The sequence below is a fragment of the Lentisphaera araneosa HTCC2155 genome (assembly GCF_000170755.1).
Classification (GTDB): Bacteria; Verrucomicrobiota; Lentisphaeria; order Lentisphaerales; family Lentisphaeraceae; genus Lentisphaera; species Lentisphaera araneosa.
Map to the genome: position 1 here is coordinate 43875 of NZ_ABCK01000008.1, position 22374 is coordinate 66248.

Annotated in this window: 20 protein-coding genes, 1 tRNA gene and 1 pseudogene; 13 read left to right on the plus strand and 9 right to left on the minus strand. The window is 41.8% G+C overall.

The features are described 5' to 3' along the window. Positions 1-52: 52 nt before the first annotated feature. The 4 genes from LNTAR_RS09880 (at position 53) to LNTAR_RS09895 (ending at position 7257) form a co-directional block, all read left to right on the plus strand. On the plus strand, positions 53-1450 hold the full coding sequence (locus LNTAR_RS09880) for a nucleotidyl transferase family protein (RefSeq protein ID WP_007278552.1): 1398 nt from the start codon (positions 53-55) through the stop codon (positions 1448-1450). A gap of 91 nt (positions 1451-1541) precedes the next feature. Next, complete coding sequence (locus tag LNTAR_RS09885) at positions 1542-2936, plus strand: TolC family protein (protein ID WP_007278553.1); 1395 nt, start codon at positions 1542-1544, stop codon at positions 2934-2936. Next, complete coding sequence (locus LNTAR_RS09890) at positions 2906-4123, plus strand: efflux RND transporter periplasmic adaptor subunit (protein WP_007278554.1); 1218 nt, start codon at positions 2906-2908, stop codon at positions 4121-4123. Before LNTAR_RS09885 ends, LNTAR_RS09890 begins: the two co-directional genes overlap by 31 nt. 5 nt (positions 4124-4128) lie before the next feature. Continuing rightward, a complete protein-coding gene (locus LNTAR_RS09895) occupies positions 4129-7257 on the plus strand; it encodes an efflux RND transporter permease subunit (protein WP_007278555.1) in 3129 nt (1042 codons plus the stop codon). Positions 7258-7331: 74 nt separating this feature from the next. On the opposite strand, the gene dapA is transcribed toward LNTAR_RS09895, so the two are convergent. From dapA to LNTAR_RS09915, 4 genes are all read right to left on the minus strand, one after another. Then, positions 7332-8207 carry a 4-hydroxy-tetrahydrodipicolinate synthase gene (dapA, locus tag LNTAR_RS09900; RefSeq protein WP_007278556.1) on the minus strand — a complete coding sequence of 292 codons (876 nt, stop codon included), beginning with the start codon at positions 8205-8207 and terminating at the stop codon, positions 7332-7334. Positions 8208-8242: 35 nt separating this feature from the next. Next, positions 8243-9325, minus strand: coding sequence for a polyprenyl synthetase family protein (locus LNTAR_RS09905; protein ID WP_007278557.1), 1083 nt, complete (start codon positions 9323-9325; stop codon positions 8243-8245). A gap of 12 nt (positions 9326-9337) precedes the next feature. Next, positions 9338-10636 carry a glucose-1-phosphate adenylyltransferase gene (glgC, locus tag LNTAR_RS09910; protein WP_007278558.1) on the minus strand — a complete coding sequence of 433 codons (1299 nt, stop codon included), beginning with the start codon at positions 10634-10636 and terminating at the stop codon, positions 9338-9340. Positions 10637-10790: 154 nt separating this feature from the next. Further along, positions 10791-11240 (minus strand): NanQ anomerase/TabA/YiaL family protein, encoded by a 450-nt coding sequence (locus LNTAR_RS09915; RefSeq protein ID WP_007278559.1) that lies wholly within the window; start codon positions 11238-11240, stop codon positions 10791-10793. Between the two features lie 283 nt (positions 11241-11523). Between LNTAR_RS09915 and LNTAR_RS09920 the strand changes: the two genes are divergently transcribed. From LNTAR_RS09920 to LNTAR_RS28440, 5 genes and pseudogenes are all read left to right on the plus strand, one after another. Continuing rightward, on the plus strand, positions 11524-12552 hold the full coding sequence (locus LNTAR_RS09920; protein WP_007278560.1) for a COX15/CtaA family protein: 1029 nt from the start codon (positions 11524-11526) through the stop codon (positions 12550-12552). Beyond that, the gene (gene cyoE / locus LNTAR_RS09925; RefSeq protein ID WP_007278561.1) at positions 12545-13444 is read left to right on the plus strand and encodes a heme o synthase; all 900 of its coding nucleotides are present in this window, start codon (positions 12545-12547) and stop codon (positions 13442-13444) included. The genes LNTAR_RS09920 and cyoE overlap by 8 nt, the downstream gene beginning before the upstream one ends. A 13-nt stretch (positions 13445-13457) precedes the next feature. Beyond that, complete coding sequence (locus LNTAR_RS09930) at positions 13458-13925, plus strand: DUF420 domain-containing protein (RefSeq protein WP_007278562.1); 468 nt, start codon at positions 13458-13460, stop codon at positions 13923-13925. Further along, entirely contained in the window at positions 13922-15058 is a 1137-nt protein-coding gene (locus tag LNTAR_RS25510; protein WP_007278563.1) for a class I SAM-dependent methyltransferase, read from the plus strand. Before LNTAR_RS09930 ends, LNTAR_RS25510 begins: the two co-directional genes overlap by 4 nt. Before the next feature lie 164 nt (positions 15059-15222). Continuing rightward, a pseudogene (locus LNTAR_RS28440) lies at positions 15223-15426 on the plus strand (TM2 domain-containing protein); the annotation flags it as partial. 52 nt (positions 15427-15478) lie between these two features. On the opposite strand, the gene LNTAR_RS25515 reads toward LNTAR_RS28440, so the two are convergent. Next, positions 15479-16099 carry a C40 family peptidase gene (locus tag LNTAR_RS25515; RefSeq protein WP_157473469.1) on the minus strand — a complete coding sequence of 207 codons (621 nt, stop codon included), beginning with the start codon at positions 16097-16099 and terminating at the stop codon, positions 15479-15481. A 276-nt stretch (positions 16100-16375) separates the two neighbouring features. Between LNTAR_RS25515 and LNTAR_RS09945 the strand changes: the two genes are divergently transcribed. Then, positions 16376-16448, plus strand: a tRNA-Phe gene (locus LNTAR_RS09945). A gap of 93 nt (positions 16449-16541) precedes the next feature. Here LNTAR_RS09945 and LNTAR_RS09950 read toward each other — a convergent pair. The 4 genes from LNTAR_RS09950 to LNTAR_RS09965 are packed head-to-tail and all read right to left on the minus strand — an operon-like array spanning position 16542 to position 19228. Then, positions 16542-17339, minus strand: a complete 798-nt coding sequence (locus tag LNTAR_RS09950; RefSeq protein WP_007278566.1) for a peptidylprolyl isomerase — start codon at positions 17337-17339, stop codon at positions 16542-16544. Positions 17340-17377: 38 nt separating this feature from the next. Beyond that, entirely contained in the window at positions 17378-17752 is a 375-nt protein-coding gene (locus tag LNTAR_RS09955) for a hypothetical protein (protein WP_007278567.1), read from the minus strand. Continuing rightward, positions 17749-18873: a M20 family metallopeptidase gene (locus LNTAR_RS25520; RefSeq protein WP_007278568.1), complete on the minus strand. Its 1125-nt coding sequence runs from the start codon at positions 18871-18873 to the stop codon at positions 17749-17751. The genes LNTAR_RS09955 and LNTAR_RS25520 overlap by 4 nt, the downstream gene beginning before the upstream one ends. Before the next feature lies 1 nt (position 18874). Continuing rightward, positions 18875-19228, minus strand: coding sequence for a response regulator (locus LNTAR_RS09965; RefSeq protein ID WP_007278569.1), 354 nt, complete (start codon positions 19226-19228; stop codon positions 18875-18877). Between the two features lie 267 nt (positions 19229-19495). On the opposite strand from LNTAR_RS09965, the gene LNTAR_RS09970 reads away from it, so the two are divergent. From LNTAR_RS09970 to LNTAR_RS09980, 3 genes are read left to right on the plus strand one after another with little or no spacing between them, the layout of a single operon-like run. Then, positions 19496-20776, plus strand: coding sequence for an adenylosuccinate synthase (locus tag LNTAR_RS09970; protein WP_007278570.1), 1281 nt, complete (start codon positions 19496-19498; stop codon positions 20774-20776). 12 nt (positions 20777-20788) lie between these two features. Further along, a complete protein-coding gene (uppS, locus tag LNTAR_RS09975; RefSeq protein ID WP_007278571.1) occupies positions 20789-21481 on the plus strand; it encodes a polyprenyl diphosphate synthase in 693 nt (230 codons plus the stop codon). Further along, positions 21481-22371 (plus strand): phosphatidate cytidylyltransferase, encoded by an 891-nt coding sequence (locus LNTAR_RS09980; RefSeq protein ID WP_007278572.1) that lies wholly within the window; start codon positions 21481-21483, stop codon positions 22369-22371. The genes uppS and LNTAR_RS09980 overlap by 1 nt, the downstream gene beginning before the upstream one ends. The last annotated feature ends 3 nt before the right edge of the window (positions 22372-22374 follow it).

Sequence of the window (22374 nt, forward strand, 5' to 3'; positions counted from 1 at the left end):
ATTTTATATATATTTTTTTGTAAGTATTATTATATGTCACCGGAGAGTTAAAATGAGTAAAATGACAGAGTCTTTGAGCACGATGGAAAAGGCGCTTGAAGTCAATTTGGATAATAGGATCTATGGGACTTTTGCTGAGATTGGAGCTGGACAAGAAGTTGTGCGCTGGTTTTTCCAAGCAGGTGGTTCTGCAGGAACAATTGCGAAAAGTATTTCAGCTTACGATATGGTGGTTAGTGACTCCATTTACGGTAAGTGTCAGCGTTATGTAGGGCAACAACGCTTGCAAGACATGTTGGATTATGAATATGATCTAAATATAAAAAGACTTGAGTATGGTCGTGGCGACAGCACCTGTTTCTTCTCTTTTGCAGACACTGTTTCAGCGCGTAATTTTTCTGGTACGAATAAATGCCATGGCTGGTTAGGTGTTAAATTTCAGTCGCGTCCAGGGGATGATTTCAGCCAAATTATCATTCACGTTAACTTAAAAGATAAAACTAATTCCTTGCAACAAGAAGCCCTGGGTATTGTGGGTGTAAATTTGATTCACTCGGCTTTTAATTTAGCTCATCGTCCTGAAAACTTACTCGAATCACTTTTAGATAATTTAAGTCGCGACCGTATTGAGATAGATATGGTTGAATTCAAAGGTATTGAATTCCGCAGAGTGGATAACCGTTTAATGCTTCTCAACTTAGTGAAACTAGGTTTAAGTGATGCGGCAATGTTTGGCCCCGATAAATCAGTCCTCCTTCCCTCATCAGTCTTCTATAAAAAATCTGTAATTGTTGAACGCGGTAGTTTCCGACCCGTATGTAATGTAAATATCGATATCATGGAAACCGCACTTGAGCAGTTCTCAGAAGAAATTGGCGTTGGAACAGAAGAAATTGTGCCGATCATGGAAATTACTATGAATAACCTCATGCAGGGTTCTGGAAGTATCGACCTTCATGATTTCTTAGCTCGTGCAGATATGTTGGCGGCTTCGGGTTATAAAGTTCTGATTTCTAACTATAAAGAATACTACCGTTTAGGTCACTACCTCCGTATGAACACCAATCGACCCGTAGCAGTAGCTATGGGAGCGGCTAGTTTGATGGAGCTCTTTAATGTGGAATACTACAATGATCTTGAAGGCGGCATCCTCGAAGCTATGGGACGCCTGTTTAAAAATCAAGTAGGTCTTTATGTGTATCCTTGGCAGTACAAAGATGAGTTGATAACGGTTGAAAACTTTAAAGTGGATTCTGACTTACAGATGCTTTTTGATTTCGTGAAAGTACATGGGAAAGTGAAGGATATTAAAAATTATAACCCCGAGTACTTGAGTGTTTATTCACGAAAAGTTTTGAAGAAAATTGCAGATGGTAAGCCTGGCTGGGAGAAAGATGTTCCAGAGGCTGTTGCAGAAGTCATTAAGGAACGAAAGTATTTTATTAAATAATTCACAAAAAATTTAAATATAAGCATGACTTAATTAGGATTAGTAAATTTGAAGTATAAATTTTAATAATTTGGAAAACAGGGATATACACATGAAGTATTACTTATGCGCGGTGCTGATGGGCTTGCTATTTAGCTCATGTAGTTCATGGGATGCGCTTAAAAAAGAGCCAATGCAGGATGCGCCAGTCGATGAAAATGTAGAAGCGCGTTGGCTCGGGGAAGGCAAAGAGCAGACTGAAATTGGTGAAGATTGGTGGCGTTCATTTGGAGATCCAGAACTCGATCGTTTGATTCAAAAAGCCGCCAAAGAAGGCTTCGATCTGACTTTGGCGCGTAATCGTGTTCTATTAGCGCAAAAAGAACTGTCTTTAGCTCAATCTGAAGGACAAATTTCTGGTGAATTAAATTTGTCACAAGATTTTAATCGTGTTAATCGCGATAGTAGTACCAATAAAGAAGCTATTGCGGGAGGCTCACTAAGTTGGCAAGCGGATATTTGGGGGAGAATCTCGAGTCTATCAGCAGGAGCTTTAGCGGAGTACCAAGCGACTCAAGCCGATTATGATGCAGTCGCACTCCAGATTGTTTATCAAGTTGGGGTAGCTTATTTTTCTCTTCGTGAATATGACGAATTACTTGTCCTTCACCAAGATGCTTTAGAGATATCAGATAAACTTTATCAATACTATAAAGATCGCCATGAGCTCGGCTTAGAAAGTGATGAACTCTTTTTAGCGCAGGAAGCTGAGAACCTTCGTTTAAGAGCTAATGTTAAAGATCTAGAACGTTTACGTCATTTGCAACAAAATACTTTGGCGACACTGATGGGAGAAATCCCTGGGCAATTTAAGCTAGAACCAAAAAATTTAACTGACGCAGTTTCTTTCGTGGACAAACCAGATGTCTTAAACGCGAACTTACTTGAACGTCGTCCTGATTTAGTTGCGGCTGAACTTCGTATAAAAAGCGCTTGGAATTACAAAGAAGCAGCTCGTGCGGCTCACCTTCCAGATGTTTCAGTAACTTTGTCAGGTGCAACAGATTCAAGCTCAATTTCGGGCCTGTTTAGTGACTGGGCTGTGGGGATCATGCCAAGCATTAATTTCCCTATTTTAGATCCCACTCTTGATGCACAAGAAGAAATTGCACGTGTGAAACTCAAAAATGCCGAAGACGTTTATCGAAAAACAGTTTCTACTGCCATTGGTGAAGTGGAAAATGCGATTATTAATTTACAAAAATATGAAGAACGTCGAGTCTTGGAACTGCAAAGACTTGAGCGCTTATTAAAAGCTCAGGAAAAATCTCAGGTCCGTTTAGAAAACGGCCTAATTACTCAACTGGAATTACTTCAGTACCAAAGAGAAGTTCTCGCTTCTCGAGAAGATGTACTTAACTTAAATATGCTATTACTTAGCGAAACAATAACCCTTTATAACGCCCTTGGAGGACCATGGAAACCATCGAAAAATCAAGAAAAATAATTTTTCTAAGTTTAAGCTTATTATTATTTTCTTGCGGAGAGAAAAAAGTTGTTAAAGAAGCGCCTGTTCCTCAGGTCGTTTATGAAGAAGCCTTGTCAATGTCAGTTCAACCCACGACTGAGTTAGTTGGGCGAGTGCGTTCGTTTTCATCGGTAGATTTGCGTGCCCGAGTGGAAGGCATATTAGAGAAGCGTCACTTTCAAACTGGAACTTCTGTTAACAAAGGAGATCTGTTGTACACGATTGAAAAAGATCAGTACGCAATCAATCTCAAGCGTGCTCAAGCTGAGTTAGAGAGCTCGAAAGCTCGTTTAACTTTAAGTGAAAGTATTTTTGAACGTATGAAAAAGCTCGACGAGAAAAAAGCTATTGCTAAACAGGATTACGATAAAGCTATTGGCGATCGCGATGAAGCTTTGGCGGCACTTAATTTAGCTTTGGCGAAAAGAGATGAAGCAAAGTTGCACCTTGATTGGTGTGAAATTCGTTCACCCATTACCGGAATACCTGGTGCGAGACAATACGATACAGGTAATCTCATTTCCCCATCTTCAGGAGTTTTGGTGAATGTGACTTCTACTGAGAAGATGGAAGTGGATTTTGATATTCCAGAACGTCAACTTGTGGATTTCCAAAGGAAATTTGTGACGAAAGAATTGAGACGTACAATAACTGATCGTATTCAATGTAGATTATCACTTCCAGATGGGACACAATATAGTCATGAAGGTAATATTGCTTTCTTTGATAACCGCATCAATAAATCAACAGGTACGGTTAAAGCAACAACTCATTTTGACAACCCAGAGGGACTCCTTCGTGATGGTATGTTCGTCAAGGTTTTGTTGACTTATATACCGCCAGAAGATGATTCTGAGCGAGTCAATGGTGAAGAAGAAAGAAAGCCTAAAATCGTCGTTCAGCAATCAGCTGTTATGCAGGATCAGGCAGGCCATTATGTAATTATTGTCAACAAAGAAAGCAAAGCCGAAATTAAGCGTGTAGAATTCAAGGAAAGCTTTGAGGAATACTTTGTTATAGAAGAGGGGCTCGAAGAAGGTGAAAAAGTCATTACACTTGGCCTTCAAACAGTTATTCCTGGTCGTCCAGTCAAAGGGATTCCTGCTCGAGTAGAAGTGGATGAAACCGAGCATATGAAAGAAGCTCCAGAGTCTTCTAAGGAATAATTCAGATGTCTTCCGAAAACTTTTTTATTAGGCGACCAAGGTTTGCCTTTGTCATCTCAATTATTATCCTGATTGCGGGCAGTATTGCGATGGTGAATTTACCCGTCGCGCAGTATCCAGAAATCACACCACCTCAAGTGTCCGTTACGGCGTCTTACCCTGGTGCTGATTCAAAAACACTGATTGACACGGTTATTACTCCACTAGAGTCTGAAATTAACGGTGTGGAAGATATGCTTTATGTATCATCCAAGGCCAGTAATGATGGCAATGTTACAATCACAGTGACATTTGATGTCTCTTCTGATCCAAATATTAATACAGTTAATGTCCAAAACCGGGTTTCTGCGGCTACGGCAAAACTACCTGCGGAAGTAACTCGTCAAGGGGTAATAGTACGTCAAAAAAGTACTTCTATGCTTTTGGTTGTGAATCTCCTTTCACCCGAGAAAACTTACGATGGCCTCTTCTTGTCTAATTATGCGACGATTAATGTAAAGGATCGTTTACTTCGTCTTCCTGGTGTGGGTGATATTACTCTGTTTGGTGGTCAAGATTACTCGATGCGTGTGTGGTTGGATCCAGATAAAATGACAGCGCTCAATCTTTCTCCCCAAGAAGTGGTTTCTGCTATTGAAGAGCAGAATGTCCAAGTGGCAGCAGGTATTGTTGGTGGCGCACCGAGTAAGGCTAGCCAGAAGTTTCAGTACACTGTTCAGACCCAAGGACGTTTAAGTGAGCCAGAAGAGTTCGGACGTATCATTGTGCGTGCCAACCAAGACGGTTCCTTTGTACGCGTAAATGATGTGGCATCTGTAGAACTTGGAGCGGTGAATTATGATTCAACTTCTAAGTTAAATGGTCAGCCTGGACTTGTGATGCCTATTTATCAGTTGCCATCAGCAAATGGTATTGCCGTTGCCGATGCTGTGAGAGCTGAAATGGATTTAATTGCGGAGAGTTTTCCTGATGATATTGAGTACGATATTCTTTATGATACGACTAAATTTATTGAAGCCTCAATCGACGAGGTTATAAGTACTCTCTTCGTAGCGGTCTTATTGGTGATTCTCGTAGTTTATATCTTCCTGCAAGATGTTCGTTCAACAATTATCCCTTCCTTGACTATCCCCGTTTCGCTTATTGGGACTTTCGCTTTTCTCCTCGCTTTGGGTTACACCTTGAATACAGTGACTCTTTTTGGTTTGATTTTGGCGATTGGGATTGTGGTGGATGATGCCATTGTTGTTTTAGAGAATGTCCAACGACTTATGGACGAAGAAGGCTTGTCTCCACGTGCAGCGACTCAGAAAGCTATGGAAGAGGTGTCGGGTCCCATCGTTGCGACAACATTAGTTCTTTTAGCCGTATTTGTGCCCGTGGCTTTCTTGCCAGGCATTACAGGAACTCTGTATCGTCAGTTTGCGGTAACGATTTCTGTGGCGGTGTGCATTTCTTCATTAAATGCTTTGACACTGAGCCCAGCGCTTTGTTCTTGTTTTTTGCGACCTCAAGATAAAACAAAGAAGAAGTTCTTCTTATTTGAAAAATTCAATAAACTTGTTTCTTGGAGTACGGATAAGTATGCGGGCTTTGTTAAGCTTTCTATAAGAAAGATTATTATCACCATGCTCTGCTTTGGTGGCATGCTCTTTTTGACTTTTCAATTTTACACTTCAACGCCTACGGGCTTTCTCCCTGATGAAGACCAAGGGAACTTCTTAGTTGACGTTCAATTACCCCCGGGTGCTTCTTTAGAGCGTACGGGTGCAGTTATTGATGAAATGGAACATATGATTTCTCAGATCCCTGGAGTGAGTGCCGTAATGACAGTTAATGGTTATGGTATGATTAATGGTGCGAATTCATCCAATGCTGGTTTTATGATTGTACCTTTGGATGACTGGGGTCAACGAGCGGAGGCTGAAAAGCAAGTGAAGGCAATCATTGCACAGGCCTACCGTAAAATGCTTGGCATGCCCGAAGCCCGCTCATTTCCATTCGAGCTCCCCGCAATTCCTGGCTTGGGTGCCAGTAATGGTTTTGAGTTTATTTTACAGGATACTCTAGGGCGTGACCCAAAAGATATGGCGGAGATTTCTCGCGCTTTGATTATGGCGGCAAATCTACGTCCAGAAATTGCTCGAGTGAGTACCTTCTTTACGGCTAATACACCCCAAATTTTTGTTGATCTTGATCGTGAAAAAGCCCATGATCTTAATGTTCCAATGAACGAGATTTTCAGTGCTTTACAAGTCTATTTAGGCGGGGCTTATGTCAATGATTTTAATAAATTTGGTAAAAGTTATCAGGTTAAGTTACAGGCCCAGACTGATTTTAGGTCAGAGCCCGAAGACATTGAAAAAATCTATGTGAAATCACGTAGTGGAGATATGGTGCCTTTAGGTGTTTTGGTTAATTTAGAATCAATGGTTGGCCCAGATGTTATTAACCGTTATAATCTATTTAATTCCATTACCTTTAATGGCGGTGCTGCCCCTGGTTATAGTTCAGGTCAAGCAATGGATGCAATGGAAGAGGTGGCACGTTCCGTGCTTCCTCCGGGGTATTCTTATGACTGGACGGGTATGTCCTATCAAGAGAAAATTTCATCTGGTAATGTGGGGCTCATTTTTGCTCTAGCGATTGTCTTCATTTTCCTTTTTCTAGTGGCTCAATACGAAAGTTGGTTTACTCCAATTTCAGTACTGATGTCGGTCCCTGTGGCGATGTTTGGTGCCCTAGGCTTTAACTGGTTGATGAAAATGGATAATAATATTTACTCGCAAGTCGGTATCGTTTTACTATTTGGCTTAGCTTCGAAGACAGCGATTCTTATTGTGGAGTTCGCAAAAGAAAAACGTGAATCCGGTGAGACGATTCTCGATGCTGCAGTCATTGCGGCACGTTTGCGTTTCCGGGCTGTGTTGATGACGGCCATTTCTTTTATCCTAGGCGTAATTCCTTTAGTAATCGCAACGGGGGCGGGTTCAGCAAGCCGTCGTTCGCTTGGTGTGATCGTATTCGGTGGTATGATGGTCGCAGCCATCTTAGGGACATTATTGATCCCGGGCTTCTACTACACGATTCAAAGTATACGTGAATGGCTTAAAGCGAAGATTTCGTCAAAGTAAATTCTTCTTAGCCAATAAAAAAGCTCGAGTTAAAAACTCGAGCTTTTTTTTTGTGGAGAAATTTGATACGCGGACTAAAACTTTAATCCAGCTTCGCGTGCAGACTTATAAAGAACTTCGCGTCCTGCTTCACTAATCGGGCAGAGTGGCAAGCGGAATGTCTCTGTACCATAACCGATGACTGCCATCATTGTTTTGACTGGGATGGGATTGGACTCGACGAACATATCATTCATGAGTTGGTAGTATTTTTGATGGAGCTTAAGTGCTTCAGAAAAGTTGCCTTCGTTAGCTAGCTTACAGAGTTGGGTCATTTCCGCAGGCAGAATGTTTGAGAGGACACTAATGACGCCTGTGGCACCAACAGAAATCATCGGAAGAGTGAGTGAGTCATCTCCTGAGACAATTTGGATATCGCAGGCTTGTTTAATTTGGCTAATGCGATCGACACAACCACCGGCTTCTTTGACGGCTACAACTTGAGGGACCTCGTTCATACGAGCGATTGTATCAATTGTGAGCGAGATAGCCGAACGTCCAGGGACGTTATATAGGATGATGGGCATATCTGCGCTATCCGCAATGGCTTTGATATGCTGGTATAAACCTTCTTGTGTGGGCTTGTTATAATAAGGGGTTACCTGAAGGCTAGCATCAGCACCATCGATGTGGGCTTGCTTAGTGAGTTCAATAGCTTCTTTCGTGCAGTTAGCGCCTGTTCCAGCAATAACTTGGCAGCGACCTGCAGCTATCTTTACGGCAAAGCGAATAACTTCGCTATGGTCTTTCATTCCTAAAGTGGGCGATTCGCCAGTTGTGCCTACAGCGACAATGCCGTCAATGCCGGCTGAAATTTGATCATTGATAATGCGTTCAAAAGCTTCGTAGTCTACATTACCATTAGAATCAAAGGGGGTTATGAGTGCTGTGTAGCATCCTTTGATAGTCATAGTCTTACTCCATAATGGATTTTTAAAATTAGTGCCTAAAAGTTTCTCTTAATCATGAAATGTGCAAGCTCTTTTAAGCGTTCTTTTGCAGGAGAATTAGGGAGTTTGGCTAAATGTTCCTCAGCAGCCTGTACATATTGATCCATCATGGCTTGGATTTTGCTGAGTGCACCACAAGTTTTTATGATTTCGGCCGCCTGTTGAAGCTGTTCGGAGCTGATCTGATTGGAGCCGAGTAGGTCCAAAATGAATTTTTTATCATCTGCTTTCGTCATCTTGATCGTTTCGACAATAAGCAAAGTGACTTTTCGTGCTGCAATATCACTACCAACGGGTTTGCCTAATTCCTTTTCATCAGCAAAAACGCCAAGGATATCGTCTTGAAGCTGGAAAGCTAGGCCTGCGTTGTAGGCAAATTGGCCCGCATGATGAACTAAGTCGTGATCGAAGCTATCGAGTTCAAGTCCAACTACCACACCCGCTTGGGCTGAAAATTCGAGTAAGCAAGCCGTTTTCATCTCAAGCATTTTGAGGATTTCTTCAGGGCTAATTGAGTCGATTTCGCGATGTTCAAATTCCACATCAATCGCTTCGCCACCGAGTAGGACGGGATAGACGTGGGAAAGGAGACGGTCCATGACTGCGAGTGCCGTGCCGCTCGTGAGGTCTTTGTTGGCTTGTTCGCTAACGAGGCGCAGGGCCCAAGCTTGTTGGAGGTCTCCCGTAAGAATGGCCATAGATAGACCAAAATGATCAGCGTTGTCGCCTTCGCTACCGTGTTCCTTCCGAGCGAAGTCTGCAAGAGCCGTATGGCTTGTGGGCAGGCCGCGGCGAGTCGCATCACGGTCAATAATATCATCGTGAACTAAAGTCCATGTATGGAATATTTCAGCTGCGGATGCAACAGAAGTTGCAAGCTCGGGACAATCTGAGACTAAAGCAGCAGACCAAAGACAAAGGGCGGGGCGCAAGCGCTTGCCGCCGTTTTTGGTATAAGAAGACATTTCATTGCCGAGCCATGAAGGACTGACAGTGTTAGGGAAGGGGTGTTCTAATAAATAAGAATCAATCTGACTTGCTATCGAAGATAAGTCAGATTTAAAATCTTTATATTCCATTAAATATTTGGCCTAAATTGTTAATACGGTAGTTTTTGTATCCTTACTAACACGGGAGTGATTTTTTTCAATTACAGTTAGCCAAGTTCCTTGTTCTTCGCAGAGGTCGACAACGTGATAACGACTTTCATCCGCTTGACGATCGTAGCCAATAACTGTGCCAGGAGGGAGGATGACGTGTTTGTCAATGATAGCATTTTTGATTTTGCAGTTCTCAAAAATTTCGACAGAGTTTAAGATGATGCAGCTATCGATGCTAGAGAATGAGTGAACGTGGACTTCAGATGACAAAATGGATTCTTTTACAGAACTACCAGAGACAATACAGCCATCGCAAACAATTGAATTTGTCGCATGACCAATTCGTGTTCTACCGTCGGGGTGATGTTCATCGTGGACAAATTTTGCTGGTGGTAATGGTGAGTTATAAGTGTGGATCGGCCAACCTGAGCCGTAGAGGTCGAGCTGGGGGTCGGCTTCTTTTAAGTCCATGTTTGAATCATAATATGATTTGAGCGTGCCGACATCTCTCCAGTAATTGTCTTTACTTACATCAGAGCCTGGGATCTTATTTTCAAAGAAATTGTAAGCATAAAGACGGCCACTCTCTACTGCCGGAGGTAAAATATCATGACCAAAGTCGTGGTGCGAGTCGGGGTTTTGTGAATCGGCTTTTAATGATTTGTATAACCATTTTGAATCAAATACGTAGTTCCCCATAGAAGCTAAGCAGTAGCCAGGCATGCCTGGGATCTCTGTTGGATGATCAGGTTTCTCTTGGAAACCAGTAATGCGCCAGTCTTCGTCTACTTGAATGATACCAAAACGTGAGCCTTCATCAATGGGAATGGGGAGAGCTGCGATGGTCGCAAGTGCATCGCGCTTGGCGTGGAACTTAGCCATTTGCGAGATATCCATTTTGTAGATATGATCACCACCAAAAACGGCGACTAAGTCAGGAGTGAAATCCTGTAGTAAGTGAATGTTTTGCCAGATGGCATCGGCAGTTCCTTCGTACCAACGCTTGTCTCCACCTTGCATTTGCGCTGGAACGGGAACGACAAACTGACCTTTCATTAGGGAGGACATATTCCAACCATTAATAATATGCTCACTCATACTTTGAGAACGGAATTGAGTCAGAACAAATAGTGAGTGAATACCACTATTTACAAAGTTGGACAAAACAAAGTCAATGATGCGATATTTACCGCCAAATGGTACGGCTGGTTTAGCTCGTTTTGTAGTTAAAGGTGATAGACGCGTGCCTTCGCCGCCTGCTAAAATCATACCAAGAATTGACTTGCGCATTATTGCTCCCAATTAGTTTAATTAATTTAATTAATAATATATATTATCGTAGCAAAATGAATATAAAATCTTTTTCATGTACCTAAACTGGGTCAAACAGGTCATAAAAAACAATATTAAAGATATTTTAACATTATATTGATATGCTTTAAAATTAATTAACCAAAACTTTAATGACCAACTTGGTCAATTCTTCGTCGGCAATTAGTGGTGCGTGAGCATCTTCCGGAAAGAATATGGCTGCTTTGTCATCGTAGATCTGTATACTTTGTACGGATTTGTCCATGTAAAATATGATGTCTTTTTCTTCGCAGTAATCCTGCAAGACGGTTTGGCATTCTGAATTGGCTTTCCACCTGATGTTATCACGCCCTTGGAGACAGATTTGTATATCAATGTATTTTTTGTGTGCTTCCAAGTTGGCTTTGTCTTCTTTTCTTCCTGCTAGAGTTTCTTTGATGGCAAAAATCTCATCACCATCAATAATAGTTTTGCCAAAAGCAAGCTTATCGAGATCCTGGTCTAATAACCATTTTGCGGCAGTCGCAAAACGAGGGTTGAGGCAAGCGTAGTTTTCAATTTCTTCAAAAGTGCAGAGAATCATAAAGTTTATCCATTTTGTTTTTGTGAATTTAGAGAGTTTTTAAGCATAATCAATCACGAGTCATTCTATAGTATCCGTTTGAATGGTTTTTTGTGTAAAATACACTTATATCATGGCTTGTGAAAATCCACGGAAATCCTTGTGCGCAATGAAATTATAATTCTTGAGTATTAGTTTGAAACGCACTTGGTTTTTTTATGTTTAGGCTTTGTTTGTAAAAAGTAAAAATTCTTTTACTTTCCACCGGTTAAATTTTTAACAGCTAGAGTTTCTTGACAAAATAATGCGCCAGTTTGAAATCGTTCTATTTACACTATTTATAGCCCTCTTATTTGCGGCTAATGCTTTTCTCAAATCAAGAAGTGAAGAGAGTAAGGCAAAAATTTTCAAAAGCTTACTATGGACTTTTCTAGTCTCCACAGTAGGTCTTATCTACATGGGGGCGATGACGGTGTCGACTCGCTCGGGAATGGCCTTCCCAGATTGGCCGACTTCTGATGGAGTTCTTTGGCCTTCTTGGAATTATTTTACGGCTCAGCAAGATCGCTTTTATGAGCATGGTCATAGGTTGATGGGGCAATTTGTCGGCTACCTAGCCATACTCGTTTTAATTTTTTCACGTTACTTCCATAAAGAAAGAAATTTTAAATTAGCACTCATTGTATTTATTATGGTTGTGATACAGGGCTGCTTAGGTGGTTTGACAGTCGCTAAAAATACACTTTGGCTGACGACGGTTTTGCATGGCGTTTTTGCTCAACTTTGTTTGGCGGCCATGTGTTATTTACTTTTGAAAAACACCAAGCTCTATATCGAGCAGATCCCGGAAGAAGGTTTCGCCCCTAAGCTGAAAGGCTTAGCTAAATTTACTCTCGGTGCGGTGGTGATTCAGTTATTGCTCGGTGCAATTTTTAGGAACAAAGCAAAAGTATTTGAATACAGCGAAACGGGTAAAGTGATTTACAAAGAAATTGTTGAGGGCAATGCGGGGTGGCTTTTTTCTCACATGACTTTTGCTCTGCCTGTAGCAATCTTACTTTTTGCTTTAGGCGTTGTTTTGATGAAATTTAAAAACCTCAGTAAAAGTTATAAACTGTTTGGAATGTCATTTCACATGATGGTGACAGCTCAGATTTTATTAGGCGTGGTGGCTTTCTTCACAGTGTACAATCGCCAAGATGGTAAGTTTGGCTTTGCTGAGACAGTTTTAACTTCCGCACACGTGGTGAATGGAGCTTTAATTTTAGCCTTTACTTTTACGGCATTTAAACTCTTATCAGTAGAGATCAAAAAGGATGTGCAAAATGGGTAGAGTCAAATCCTTTATTGAACTTACCAAGCCTCGTTTGAGTGCTATGGCAGTCTTTTCGGGTAGTGCGGGTTACGTGATGGCGCGTGATCCTAATATGAGTTTTTCTATGCAGAACTACCTTGGGTTGCTGTGGTTGACGCTGGGTTTGAGCTTTGTTGGGGCCGCTTCGAATATTGTGAACCAGGCAGTTGAACATAAGCTTGATAAGAAGATGGATAGAACCGCTGATCGCCCGATTCCTTCTGGACGCGTTCAGATGGGTGAGGCGCTGTTTTTTGGTCATATTTGTTTAGCGATAGGCCTTTATATTTTGTTTCACTTCTTCAGGCCAGAAGTCGGCTACTTAGCTTTATTTACTTATGTAACTTATGTTTTCATGTATACGCCCATGAAAACAAAGACCGCACTCAATACGATTGCAGGTGCATTCCCTGGAGCATTTCCCATTTTGACGGGTTGGGTAGCTAATAGTAATAATGACTTTCATACTCTGCCACAGACTGAATGGTGGGGCTTCTTTCCATTCGCAATCGTCTTTGTATGGCAGTTACCACATTTCTTTTCAATAGCTTGGATTTACAAAGAGGATTATCAGCGTGCGGGTTACAAAATGATGTCACTTTACGATGAGACAGGTAAGCAAGCGGTGATCTTAATTTTTGTAGGGACCTTGGGCTTGATGGCTGTTTCGCTCATGCCTTACATGTATAAAATGAGTAATGGTTGGTACTTCCTTTCAGCGTGTATACTGAATGCGGGCTTCTTGTGTTCTTCGGTTTTACTACTGATTAATCGTGAACGTTTTATGAAGCAATACTTTTATGCATCGATAATTTATTTGCCCTTAATTGTTTTGGCACTTATCTTTTTCCCTCTAACTACGACCCCCTGATTAGGAGATTACTTTGGATTTACCTTTACTTAATGCTTGTTTAAATTTCATAAGCGCCACCTTATTGGTCTGCGGTTTTGTGGCGATTAAAAAGAAAAATAAAGACCTGCACAAAAAGCTCATGATTGCAGCTTTTTGTACTTCTGCCATATTTTTAACTTCTTACCTTTACTATCACTTTACGGCTGGTCATCTTTTGTTTCAGGGGCAAGGTACAGTGAAAACTATATATTTTATCATTCTGATTCCTCATATAATTTTGGCGATGGTGATGCTGCCAATGATCTTGATGACTTTCTTCTTTATCTTCCGTGGTCAGGTTATTAGTCACAAAAAAATTGCACGATGGACCTTCCCCATTTGGTTATATGTTTCAGTGACGGGTGTGGTGCTCTATATCTATATGTACCAGATGTACCCACAGCACTTAAAGAAAGTCGATAAACAGCCAGCTCCAATTGAGGAGCCAGTCGCTCAATGAGTGAGATTAGTTTATTGGGACGCGGTAGCAGTCACCAGATTAAAGTAGGGCCCAAACAAAAAGTTAAAGTTCATGCACTGCGTTATGTTCGCCCTGGTGAGCGTGACTTTTTGAAATACCTTCCCAATCCCCTTCCAGAGAAAACTTTATTTCTTTATGGTGCGGATGCCCCACTTATGCCGGCAGTTTTACGTGCCTTATCTCCCGAAATGCACATTGATGTCTTTACCAATGAATTGCACGATAAGCGTGTGGCTGAAAAGAAGTACGCTCCTGAACATAAGATAAATGTTCTCAGTGGCTCTGATTTACAGGGCGATGAAAATTACGATATGCTGGTTTTTGCGCCAACTAAATACTTTGACCGCATGCTGTTTTTTGATACGCTCGAGCGCTTGAATCTCATTTATCCAAAAGGAACCGCACTTTACGTGGTTGTTCCTCAAGAACGTTTGAAAGATTTTAGAAAAAAAATCGACCAAGAGTTGAAGGGAGTAAAAATCATTTCGAGCACTCGTTCCAATACAGTCTTTAAGACAGTGACTCGCGGCAGCGATGTGAAGAAGAAGTGGTCCGACCGCATTGCGAATGTCGCAGTTTCGACGATGAATGCTGAGTTCACTATGCAGACTCGCCCGGGCGTGTTTAGTCACGGTCGTGCAGATACGGGTGGAGTTGCCTTGTCAGAAGCGATTGACGTTATTCCTGGTGAAAATATTTTAGATCTAGGTTGTGGTGCTGGTTTGATTGGCTTGGCATTAGCTAAGCGTCAAAATGATGCGAAACCTGATCATGGTGGTTCAGTTGTTCTAGTCGATTCTAATATCCGTTCTATTGAATGCTGTAAGAAAAATATTGAGATCAATGGTTTTGAAAATTGTGAAGCGATTGCCAGTGATCTGTATGAGACCGAAAAAACTTTTGATTTGATTGTGGGTAACCCTCCATATTTTGCAGGGCAAAGAATTGGTGAATACTTTATTGAAACGGCAATGAAGTACTTAAATAAAACGGGTCGCCTCGCGATTGTTTCTAAGCACGGTGAACAGCTTGCGGAAGTCGCAAAAGACTTTGGTTTTAAAACGACGACGATTAAGCGTAAGGGTTATGATATTAGTCTTTGTAAGCGTTAGCCTTCATCTTAGTTGAAGTTTGACTTGTAAGCTTATTGTAAAACTCTGTCACAGGAAGTTTTAATTGAGTGACTTTTTCTTATTTTATGGTATCTGTCTTTTGGGATAGCTTATAAACATAGGAGATTAAGCATGGAAACAGAAAATAAACCTCAAAAACAAAATTAGTCGCAGCCTTATTAGCCTTTTTCTTTGGCGTGTTCGGTGTGCATAACTTTTATTTAGGTCATAGCAAAAAAGGTGTTATTCAATTAGTTCTAACTTTGTTGGTCGTCACATCACTAATTAGCTGGATCTGGGCAATTGTTGACTTGATTAACATTCTTTTAGATAAAGCAGAAGATCCTAAAGGTCTGTCTTTGGCTTAATATATAGAGTTCTGATTATATCGGCTCTCCATTTGTTTGGAGAGCCTTTTTTTTAGACAATTTTCAAGATAATTTCTTCTCCTAAAGACGCACCAAGCAGTAAGTCGAGCTTGCCCTTATCAGAAAAATCTTTGGGGGTGAATTCGTTAGAGATTTTTCCACCATCTTCATTTTTTTGTAATAAGCCCATGCGCTGGTAGGCTTCTGCAATGAGTTCACTACAGAAGAGGCTAGAGAGATCCTCTTCTTGGTTGGATCCAAAGGGGCCGTCGTAGGCGGCGCGAATAATTTCCCAAGTGTCTTCTTCAAAAGGACGCCCTTGGATTTCCTTTCGGAAGGCGCTGAGGCCATTGAGGACTTGCTGACTTCGCTTAACAGCCAGTTTTCTAAAGGCGACATCTCCTGGGTAGGTATCGATAACATGGCTTAAGACATTGATTTGTACGCCGGGATTTTCTTTTTTGAGAAAGAAGTCTTTGACTGCGGTGGAGGGAGTAGCCTGATAGATGAGGGCGATATCAGGATCTTTGACACGAACAACCATCCCCACGTGTGACCATTTACAGAGGCTTCCTAGTTTAATTCCCGCACTCAGTTTGCCGGGGCCAGAAAATAAAATAATGTCTCCCGTTTCCAATGAATTACGGTATTTCTGATATTCGCTGATTATCATTTTCTCCACTATAACTTTCATAATGTGATTTTTTTTAAAAATTATCCTAGTTATACTTTAAAGAAAAATGCCTATCTAGTCAATAGGCTTCTATCAATTTCCCACTTATTTGAGAGTATAAGTTCAAGCTGATCAATGAGATGTGTTATGGGCTATGGTTTACTTTATTTTGACTTCAAAACATGCTTTTTCGAGAGAAATAAAAAAAATTGTTTTTTCTTAAAAAAACTAGTTGCAGAAGGTCGATAGGGCTGTATTATCAATGCCATACAACACGGCGAGATAGCTCAGTTGGTAGAGCAGGGGACTGAAAATCCCTGTGTCCCGGGTTCGACCCCCGGTCTTGCCACTCGAAAGGATTCAGTGAAAACTGAATCCTTTTTTTTTGTGCAAAAAAAAATGCCTGCGACATGCAGGCATTTTCAAGTAGATGTTTGGAGGCTTATTTCTTGACGCGGATCGAAAGGATGGTGATATCACTTTCTGGTTTACTACCTTGTCCAACTTTGACGGCGCCAATTTTTTCAATGATGTCATCACCAGCAATCACTTTGCCAAATACCGTGTGCTTGCCATCGAGGTGAGGGGTGTCGCCAAGATTGATGAAGAATTGTGAGCCGTTGGTATTCGGGCCTGAATTAGCCATAGCTAGGCAACCTTTGGTCGCTTTGATGCTTTCGAGTTTGTCGTCGTATTTATAGCCGATGTTTTCGTAAGCGTCTTTGAGGCTCATTTTTTCAATGATGGCTAAAAATTCTTTTTGTTTGGCTTCGAAGGTCTCTTTGGAGTTGATGCCGAGTTTTTCGTAGACGGGCATGATGGCGCCTTGCATTGAGCGCTGTGGGCCAAGTTTTTGATTGGGTTGACCTTTAGGGAAGGCGAGTTCTTTATCGAGGCCGAGCTTATTGGCGTTGATTTCATCTTTGAATTTGTAGCCAGGACTACCCATGCCATTGCCTTGGGGGCATCCGCCTTGAATCATGAAGCCGCTGATAACTCTGTGAAAGATAAGTCCATCGTAATAGGCTCTTGTTACCATCTCGCCAGATTTTGGATCTTTGAACTCTTTTTTTCCTTCCGCCAAGTCAATGAAGTTTTTGACGGTTTCGGGTGCGGCTTTGGGGTAGAGCTCAATATCAAAGTTTCCGAGACTCGTTTTGAATTCTACGGTGGGGTTTGCGGAGTCCGCAAAGAGAGTGAGGCTTAAAAAGAGGGTGATGAGGAGGTTGATCTTTTTCATAGGGTTCGCTTTATTTTGTTTTTAAGATGAGTAGAAAATTACAGCTTTTTAAGAAGATTCAAGATTTTTTCAGGAGAGCTACAGGCTTTTGGGGAAAGTAGGGCGCGAAGACCATTTTGCGTTTTGAGTCCAACATAAGCTTCTGCTTTAACATAAATGAGGCCCCGATCTTTTGGGTATTGTGAAATCACATTGTCAGTAATACATAGACTTCCCAATTGTAAAACATCCTTGCAAGGAGCAATTTCTGGGGTGTAAGTGAAGGTCATGTAACGATCGTCTTTAAGGTAATAGAGTTGGGCGAAGAGCTCCTGCTTGTCTCCTCCAGTGAGTTGCGCCTCATGGTAGCAATCGAAATCAGCGTTTGCATTTTTGAGAACTTCTTTGGCTTTGTTGATAAAATCTTCTTTCATGAGCAGAGTAAGCTTTTGATGATGTTATAAGCTTTTTCTAGTTCACTAAGTGGAACGAATTCATCTTTGGAATGGGCTTTGTTAATTGAGCCAGGTCCGAAAACGAGTGAGGGGATCGAGCTCTCGCTATAAAATGGGGCGTGGGTGCCAAAAGCTGCGTTGGTGAAAAGCAATTGATGGTTATGGCAGGTGCAGGCTTCTTGGAGTTTGTGGGCAACCGAGCTGTCTTGTTCAATGTGAAAGCCTTTTGAGCATACGTGAGGAATGGAGAGTTGGCTGCCTGGGATGGTGGAGACTAGATCTTTGATTTCTTGAATGATTTCATCGGGGTTCTCCCCAGGGATAAGACGTCGATCGATTTCGATGGATGCGGATGGGGGCACCGTGTTGACTGTTGTGCCGCCCTTGATGAGTCCAACGCTCAAGCTAGGTGATCCAAGTATGGGGTGCTGCTTATTTTTTAAAGTCTGGTGATAATCTTCAAGAAGTAAAGAAATCCTCGAGATATCGTATATAGCATTTCTTCCCAGTTCTGGTGTGGATGAATGGCAAGCTAGCCCTTCGGTAGAGATATTGAATCGAAGTACGCCTTTATGGGCGTGAAGAGCATTGAGCTCAGTTGGCTCACCAATAATTGCGAAGTCCGCAGTGATGCCATCTTTTGCGACTTCCGCAATGCCGCCAAATGAAAATTCTTCATCGCTACATCCGATGATGAGGATGTTTTTAGTGATCTGGCTTTTTTGCTTCAATAAATCTTCGACCGCAGCAATGTAAATCGCCATGTTTGATTTTGTGTCGCAGGAACCACGTCCAAAGAGACGCCCATCTTTAATTTCGGGGTCAAAAGGCTTGATGCTCATTTCTAAATGCGAGACGGTGTCGAGGTGAGCGTCTAAGGCGACAGTTTCGTCTTTGCCTAAATCTAAAAATGCTGCAAAAGATGGGTGTTTAGGATCTTTAGCGTATTGCTGAATTGAAAAACCGAGTTTGCTGAGCTTGTTGCAGAGAAACTCGACTATTTGAGCTTCGCTATAAGTGGGGTCGTCAGTCGTTTGGCCAAAAGAGTTGACCGAGGGGATTGCTACGAGATCTCGTAGCAGGGAGCTTGCTGGGTGCATATTATTCTAAAACGGAATTGATTAAATCTACGAGTTCGTCAAATTTAAAGGGTTTACTGAGGTATTGAGTATCAGTTTCATCGGTCTCTTGGAGTCGAGCGATATCTGCTGAAGCAGAAATGATGATTGCTTTACTGTCTGGAGCTTGATTACGAATTTCTTTAAGAAATTTCAGGCCATTCAGTTTGGGCATGACCAAATCTGATATGATTAAATCATAGTCATTGGGATCGGTAGCTTCCAAGGCCTTGAGGGGTGAGTCAAAGGAGGTGATTTCAAAGTTTTGTCTTTCGAGAATCATTGTGGTGAGCTTTAAAACTGTTGGTTCATCATCAACTAATAAAATTTTACGCAAAACAAACTCCTTAATGTTAGTGTTAAAATAGTTCTTAAAGCTCAATATGGAAAAGCTTTCACGGTAGCAATGGTTTAAAAACCATAAAAACTCAGCTGTAAAGGCTGCGTTCACATATTTGTACAGTTTTGTTTGCCAATTTAGGTCGGATTAGGGCTGCTTTAAGAAAAGTCTATCTAAGAAAAGTTATTGGTTTGTCAGTCTTGAATAAGCGATGTATGTTTGCGGGTTTGTAATATTTTTAAGATAAATAACTAGGAAAATTAAATGCCAGTTTCAGTATTAATCGGAGCTCAATGGGGCGACGAAGGCAAAGGTAAAATTATTGATGTACTCGCAGGAGATGCCGATGTGGTAGCGCGTTACCAAGGTGGTAATAATGCAGGTCATACAGTAATTGTAGGCGGTAAAAAATACGTTCTTCACTTGATCCCATCAGGTATCCACAGTGAGCGCACCACTTGCGTCATCGGTAATGGTGTTGTGATGAACCCAGTTCAACTCCTAGTTGAGTTCGACGGTCTACTCGATCAAGGCATTGATATTTCTGATCGTTTTGAAATCAGTTCACGCGTTCACCTCGTATTCTCGTACCACTGTGCAATTGACTCAATGAGAGAAGGTGCTTTAGGTGACGACCTCATTGGAACAACTAAACGTGGTATTGGCCCAGCTTATGCCGACAAAGTTAATCGTGTTGGTCTTCGTGGCGCTGACATGCTCAAACCAGAAAAATTTGCTCGTCTTTTCCGTCAAAACTGTGAAGCTGCCAATAAAATTTTAGTAGCGAACGGCGCAGCTGCTTTAGATGTGGAAGCTGAACTCAAAGAAGCAACTGCAGCTGCGGCTCGTTTAGCTCCTTTCGTTAAAGATACAGCGGTCTCACTCAATAAAGCTGTTCGCGAAAATCGCAACGTCCTTCTCGAAGGTGCTCAGGGCGTATGGCTCGATATTGATCACGGCACTTATCCTTTCGTTACAAGTTCTAACACAGGTGTAGGCGGAGCTTGCAGTGGTGTTGGTATTGCACCCATGCATATTCAGCGCGTTATCGGCGTATTAAAAGCTTACACAACTCGTGTGGGTTCTGGTCCTTTCCCAACTGAGCTTTTTGACAAAACTGGTGAAGATATTCAGCGTATTGGTCACGAGTTTGGTGCAACAACGGGTCGTCCTCGTCGTGCTGGTTGGTTAGATGCTGTGGCAACTAGCTACGCTGTCATGACAAATGGTATTACTGAACTGACAGTGACTAAAATGGATGTACTCGATACTTTCGAAGAAATTAAAATTTGTACTGCTTACGAACTCGATGGCAAGACTATCAAAGAAGTTCCTGCAGATATCGAAGATCTTGAAAATGTGAAGCCAGTTTACGAAACTTTAGCAGGCTGGCAAGAGCCGACAAATCACTGTCGTGAGTGGTCTGATCTTCCAGTAAATGCTCAGCGCTATCTTAAGCGTGTTGAAGAACTCGTGGGTGCACCGGTTAAGATCGTTTCTGTTGGTCCTGACCGTGCAGAGACTTTTAAAGTTCGTCAAGACTAATTGAACTTGGGTATGGATTTAAGCGTACCCAAGCACATTGCCATCATCATGGATGGCAATGGACGATGGGCCGCAGAACGCGGCCTTGATCGTATAGAGGGACATACAGCAGGGGTTTCAGCCGTTTTGAGAACGGTAGACGCTTGTCTGAAAAAAGGGGTTAAGTATTTAACCCTTTATACCTTTAGTACAGAAAACTGGAAGCGATCAGAAGAGGAAGTTTCAGCTCTGATGATGCTTTTGGGTGAAGCTTTGAGCAAGTACTTACCCGACTTCATGGAAAAGGGGATTAAACTTGCTACCGTAGGTGATGTGAAGGCTTTGCCAAAAGAAGTCTGTGCAAAACTTGAAGAAGTTCGCGAGAAGACTAAAGAGAATAATCAGATCGTTTTTAATTTAGCGCTCAATTACGGGGGACGAGACGAATTGATTCGTACTTGTCGTCGAGTCATGGATGCGGGTATAAAATCTGATGAACTCACGGAAGAGATTTTTGAGACTTATTTAGATTCAGCTGGTATGCCTGATCCTGAACTCTTAATTCGTACGAGTGGGGAAATGCGCATTAGTAATTTTCTTTTATGGCAGATCTCCTATAGTGAATTTGTGTGTATGCCTGAGTTTTGGCCTGACTTCGGTCCTGAGTTGTTGGATAAGGCCCTAGAGGATTTTAATGCGAGAGAGCGTCGGTTTGGTGGCCGTTAATGTTTAAATATAGACTTATTTCTGGGATAGTGCTCATTTCTTTAGTGACGAGTTCGCTCGTTTTTAAAGGTGTGAGTGGAGCTGTTGTGTTTACTTTGCTAGCCATGATTTTATTGTTGGGAGGCATGCGTGAATTTTTTGATATGACGGATAAAATCGGTATTCCGGGTTATAAACGACCAGGCATGTCTGCTGCGGCACTCGTGGTTTTGGGCATCAGTGTGCCAGCGATTTTAGGTAGAGGTAACGAACATTTTCAAGGGATCATAGTTGAATTGCTCATGAGCTTTGTGGTGATTAGTGGCTTTGTACGAGCGATGCAGGAAGAAGACTTGAAAGAGGGGCTCAAACGTCAGCTGATCTCTTTAGCGGGTTTCTTCTACATTGTCTGGAGTTTGAGTTTTTTACTACGTATTTATTTCGGCGAAGGCACGGGCATGAGCGGCCGTTATCTTTTAGTCTATATGGTTCTTGTGACAAAATGTTCTGATATCGGTGCCTATTGCACAGGTATGACCACACATAAATTGAGTGGCGGCAAGAATCATAAAATTGCTCCACGTTTGAGTCCTGGGAAAAGCTGGGAAGGCTTCATCGGTGGCATGGTTTTATCTGTTGTGGTTGCTTTGGTTTTAGAAAAGCAGTTAGCAGAGCATTTAATGTTCCATGGTAAAGATGTGATCACGCCATACGTGGCCGTTGGCATGGGTGTCATTGCGGCAACCCTCGGCTTTATCGGTGATGTCTGTGAATCTATTTTCAAGAGAACGGCAAATGTGAAAGATTCCGGCAATACAATCCCTGGTATGGGTGGTGTTTTGGATGTTTTGGATAGTTTAATTTTAGTTGCCCCTCTATATTACCTTTATCTTCAGGTAGCGACAGTATAAAAA